We start from the raw sequence: 5,547 nt of genomic DNA, 5'->3' as shown, positions 1-5,547 counted from the left end.
AGAACTCTTAAATATTATTTTTCTTCTTAGACATTATGTTTGAAAAAACAGGTTTTAAGAGATTTTTAAAAACCATAATTTTGACTAAAATTTTTTAGTATGTGTTGGAGAATAAAAGTTTAATATCAGTACCATATGTAACGAAAAAAATGTGACTATAAATTTAAAAGAAGTTGAACCTATTAAACTAAAAATAAAAATGTAAACATAAAAAAAGTCCTTGCTATATCAGCAAGGAAACTTTTATATTGGACCAACTCATATCGAGTACTCGTTAGTCACTAATCAATCTTGAAAGGTTCTCTATATCTGTTCATTCTCATATGTAAAATCTGATTCATTATCAGTTTTAGCATCATATCCAAATAGTTGTGTAGGAGGTGGATCACGTCTTTCGCCCTCTAAGTAATCTCGTTCGTGTTGTGCAAGTTTTTCATTTAATTCTGTATCATGACGAATAATATTATAACGTTCGTATTTTTTAGAACCAAATGTTTGAGACAGTTTTTGTTTAAATATATTCCAGAGGTTCTCTTTATTTTTTAAGAAATATGTTTTGAAGCAACTTTCGGCTAGATCGATACTCTCTTGCAGAATATTAATTGATTTCTTTAAAAAAGTATTCTCCTCTCTTAATTCTTTATCTTTCTTTTTAATTTTAGTAATCTCTTCGAGGTTTGCTTTTTTCATCTGAATGTCAATGTCTAACTCTTGTTTAGTTCTCAAGATCTCTGACAGTTCCTTTTTATTTTTCTCTGCTTCAGATTTAGCATTTTCAGCCCACATCTTTTTCTCCTCAATTTTTTGATCTAAGTTTTTAAGTTTTGTAGTTCGTTTGTAAATCTCAGTATCCAGATGGTTAGCTATTGTTTTAGATTTGCCACTTTCTTGAACTTGAACTCCATGATTTCTAGCTGTTGTTCGAAGTAGTTCGCGTTGAGCTGCTTGCCATCGAGTTTGTGCCGTTACTAAATCTTTATTTTTTTTAGATCCTGATGTGTAGTAACCCATTTCTTTGAGGGCACCTTCCTGACCAACTTGAATGCTTAAGCCTCTTTTATTTTGCCGTTTGACTAAGATGAAATCAACATGAAGATGAGGGGCAGAACCAGGCTCATCTGCATGAAAATAGGCACCGAAAATGATGGCGTTAGGATTATTTTTTTTGAATTGTTCTAAAAAATCTGTGAGAATCTTTTCTGATTCTGTGATTGTGGGATGATGGTTAACATTTCCTATGGTAAAAATTGCCTCATGGCTGGTAGCAGGATTGCGATTGGGATCACGTTTATAAGCTGAAAGTACTTTCGTATGATAGTCTATAATTTGTCTGTCAGATCGAGTTTGTTTCGCATTATAGTCAAGAACAGCCTGTCCGAAAATTTTATAATAAGCCTGTTTGATAGGCCTATCCTCTATAATTTTAAAATATCCATCTGGGTCTATATGATCCTCTGAGTTGGTTATGTTGCGATTACGAATATTATGGTCACGACTCATCTTTTTTCCAAAGTGAGCTGAAATAGTATATGCATTGTTCATAACTTTCTCCTTTATTTATTAATTATGTCTGATAAGTTGAAAATAAAAAAACAGCTTATGATGAATTTTTTAGGAGATGATGGAGACAGTCAGCAGAGTCTGACTCTATTTATAACACAATATACATAATGACAGAGTCATTATTATTGTGGTCTTGCAGACGGCTAGGATTACATCCTCTTTTTCCAAAATTATTTGGAAAAATTCACCTTTCTGTTGGCAAAGGTAAGTTATTTTTCTAAATTAAAAAAGAAATAAAAAAAGAGATTGAGAGAATCTCGCCTCTATATCTATATTTAAGTGATTGTGAAGAGGTTTTATCAATACGTCAATTGATACGTATATAAACTGGAAAGACTAGAGATATTGAGGCTTGTATGGAAAGTAGTACTAAAAGAGTAAATACTTCTCGAGAATCTATCAATATACTCTATATCATATCTTTAAAATTAGTTACTCAAGCAAAGGTAATGGACATGGTATATATTTGTCCACTGTTTGAGAGATTTTAGGGAGGTATCCTAATTGTTCTTTGTTAACACGATTTAAAGACTATCATTTAAAATAGATGCTAAAAATAGAAGATGTTGTCCTTTTATGACGAGAAAACTACAGTTTATGACTTCAATGAAACTTTAGTTGTCTTTATATTATACTAATCTTGTAAATCATAAGAAAAGGAACGTCAATCATGAAAACAACAACTAAACTCATTGGTATCCTATCAGCTCTTATTGTAGTAATCCTCGCTATCTTCTTAGTGACTAAGTTTAATAGTCATGAGTCGGCACGTGTTAGCTCAAGTAGTAGCCCAGCCAAGACGGTTAAAAAATCATCTTCAAGCTCAAGTAAAGCTGTTAAGAAGGATAAGAAAGCAGCTCAATCATCTTCTTCAGCAGTCACAAATGAAGGGAATGACAATCAGGCCTCAGCAGTAGCACCTAAAGCTTCTTCTCAAGAACAAGCTCAAGCAGGTACCACAGATGGTGGGAAAGTGGCTAAAGCAACAACACCAGCTTCTCAAGTTGGAGGAGTTGAGGGTGGTCGAGGTGCTTGGAAAGCTACTTCTGGAACATTGACACTTGATGAGGAAACCCCTGTATATGCTGCACCAGATAAAGACAGTGGGGTTGTTTCTAAAATGCCTGCAGGTGATGTTGATTGGGATAAATATGAAATTTTACCTGATGGAAACTGGTATAGTTTTGTCAAAGATGGGCAACGTTATTATATTTCATATTCAGATGTAGGGCATTGATAAATAATTAAGAAGTCTTTATAAACTACTTTTCAAGTCTATCAAGGCTTTAAGATAAACATGAAATAAAAAAAGACAGTAACTATTTTGAAGTTACTGTCTTTTTTGGGTCTTAAGAAAACCACTAGCTATGCTAGTGGTCCCAAAAATTAATAAGCTATGTAGCAAAAAATACTAGAAACAGACGATTCAAATGCAAAACCTAAGTCGATTAAAGAGGTTAAAGTTAAAAGTCGAGACTTACTTACAAAATCTGATAGTTTGAGAAAAGAGATGATTTGCACTACGGGTGGTAATCGTAGATTTAGGGTATTTTTCCAATATGCTATTTACATTATGTAACCCAAGACCTCTTCCTTCCCCTTTACTAGAGTACCCCCTAGCAAAAATATGACTAACATCCACTTTTTCTGATTTTATACTATTTTCAACGATAAGTACCAACGAATCATCATTATTCATGAAAGCAACAGTCATTCTTGGACTTATAGCTTCAATCGTAGCTTCGATAGCATTATCACAAAGTACAGATAGGATGGTTATGAAATCTAGTAATTCTATCCTAAAATTACTAACAGGTTCTTCAATCTCAACAGAAATTGAAATTCCCCTATTTTGTGCCTCAAGTAATTTAGCGGAAAGAATACTTTTGATAGCATCATTCTTAATATTACTAAGTTTATCAATATCAAACTTACTATCATAGAATTGATTTCCACTATCTCTTAGGACACCATTGTATACAGTTTTAATAGCTTCGATATCTTGAGTATCAATTCCTAATTTTAGACTGGTCAAAATATTAATATAGTCATGACGGAAACTTCTAATTTCCTCATAAAGTGATTCAACATGATGGCTGTAACTAGATAGTTCATTTAGTTGAGTATCCTTCTGCTCAATTATTTCCTTCTCTAGTTTTTCTTTTGAAATTGCATTGAGATAGAGTAGAATTACAAAAAACAGAACAATATAAAAGTTATTAATATGTCCTCTCCAGATATCTGCATCAGCTAATTTGTCTCTATAAATAACAAGTATAGAAACTAACAACATATATACAAACATAGAGATGTTGATCAGTAATAATAAATATTTGAAATAGTGACGCTTGAAACCTTCTTTTATTTCGTTAAAATCTAACCTAAGAGATTTTACTATGAGTAAATGAAGAGGGAAAACCAGTAATTCAATTAAGATATCATACCAGCTTAGTTTGACTTCATTGAAGACTGAGACTCCTAGTAAAGGGAAAACATAGAATCCTAACATTCTACCTAGCAAGCTTTCAACAATAACGGGGTACAAGCCATAAAAAATATCAAGTATTTTACTTTTATACTTATTTTGATATATGTTATAAGCGATAAAGATAAAAAAGAAAGCAAAGTATCCAACAGGAGGACATATGATGAGGAGTAGAACATACAAAAATGGACCAATAATACACCACAAAGGTTTGATTGGTTGGTTACTAACCTGTTGAAACAGTAACAATACTACTAATGTCTTAGAATAGAACAGCAATAAATTTATAACTATATCCATAGAAACACCTTAGCTTTTCAGAGATTTAACTTTTTCTAGGAGGCCCTTATATTTCGTACGCGAAATGGGACATTCATTATTATTTTCAAACATTACTATTTTCTCTTCTTTATTGATCCTTATGATATTTTCAGGATTAACGATAAATGAACGATGGCATCGATACAGGCGATCATCAGCTCGTTCAACTTCTGAAATACTGGCGTAGAACTCCATGCGTTCTTCTTTAGTATGCAAAATAACTTTATGTATTGTTGGAGATGTTTCAAAAAATAAAATATTGTTAAAAGGCACTTGAACATGGGCCGTAGCTGTTTCAAAAGTAAATGAATCTTGGGCAATAGTGGCACCCATTTTATCCATGGTATATTCAATTGCTAAATGAACACGTTCATAAAAATCTTCATCATCCAAAGCTTTATCAATAAAATCTAGTGCAGCAACTCTATATTTAAAAGTGACTGGCATAAATTCTGAATGTGTTGTTACAAAAACAATTGTTGCATTAGGGTCTTTTTTTCGAATTTCTTTTGCAATGTCTAGCCCCTTTTTTTCTTCTCCTTTAATTTCAATATCTAAAAAGAAAAGTTGATGATAACCTCTTTCGGTTATTGCGTCAAGTAGCTGGCTAGGTTTTCCAAAAATCTCAGGTCCTTTACATTTTAGAGATTTTTTTGCAATAACATCCTTAATAACGGTCTCTATTCGTGTTTGTTGTAAAAATTCGTCTTCTAAAATAAAAATATTTAACAATTAGTGTACTCTCCATTCGATAAAATATTTAGTACTGTAGTAAAAGACATTGAAGTCTTTTCCGGCATTAAAATTATATGATTTGTTGTTTTAGATAAGAATGATATTTTCCTAGGTTTAATCAATACATTTTTACAACATCTAAATAAAAATCAATATTTCTTCTCCAAGTTAATATTATAAAAGTAGTGATTGGAGTAATAGAACCGTCAAGTCGTAAATAGTCTGAGAACAATCATCATCGCTATATTTTTATCGTAGATGACAATAAATGAACCGTTTACGATATTCAACTAATTAAATGGTATAACCAAGCTATAATAAAAATAGAAATTGGAGGAGAGGTATGCTCAATATTGTAAAGCACTTTTGGTTGTTGATTACTGTTAAAAAATATATAAAAAAATATAAGTTGAAAGTTAAAATTGGCAACTATTTTAATTGTT

4 protein-coding genes are annotated in these 5,547 nt (G+C 31.7%); 1 reads left to right on the top strand and 3 read right to left on the bottom strand.

All coding sequences use genetic code 11. The features are described from left to right. Positions 1 to 303: 303 nt before the first annotated feature. On the bottom strand, positions 304 to 1,542 hold the full coding sequence (locus tag HMPREF9425_RS05280) for a hypothetical protein (RefSeq protein WP_003097346.1): 1,239 nt from the start codon (positions 1,540 to 1,542) through the stop codon (positions 304 to 306). 691 nt (positions 1,543 to 2,233) lie between these two features. Here HMPREF9425_RS05280 and HMPREF9425_RS05275 point away from each other — a divergent pair. Then, entirely contained in the window at positions 2,234 to 2,800 is a 567-nt protein-coding gene (locus HMPREF9425_RS05275) for a hypothetical protein (protein ID WP_003097344.1), read from the top strand. Positions 2,801 to 3,040: 240 nt separating this feature from the next. On the opposite strand, the gene HMPREF9425_RS05270 is transcribed toward HMPREF9425_RS05275, so the two are convergent. Both HMPREF9425_RS05270 and HMPREF9425_RS05265 read right to left on the bottom strand, forming a co-directional pair. Then, a complete protein-coding gene (locus HMPREF9425_RS05270) occupies positions 3,041 to 4,348 on the bottom strand; it encodes a sensor histidine kinase (protein ID WP_003097342.1) in 1,308 nt (435 codons plus the stop codon). 9 nt (positions 4,349 to 4,357) lie between these two features. Next, the gene (locus HMPREF9425_RS05265; RefSeq protein ID WP_003097341.1) at positions 4,358 to 5,101 is read right to left on the bottom strand and encodes a response regulator transcription factor; all 744 of its coding nucleotides are present in this window, start codon (positions 5,099 to 5,101) and stop codon (positions 4,358 to 4,360) included. Positions 5,102 to 5,547: the final 446 nt, after the last annotated feature.

The sequence above is a fragment of the Streptococcus vestibularis ATCC 49124 genome (assembly GCF_000188295.1).
Classification (GTDB): domain Bacteria; phylum Bacillota; class Bacilli; order Lactobacillales; family Streptococcaceae; genus Streptococcus; species Streptococcus vestibularis.
The sequence above is the reverse complement of the archived record's forward strand: the minus strand, read 5'-3'. Positions and strand labels throughout refer to the sequence as shown.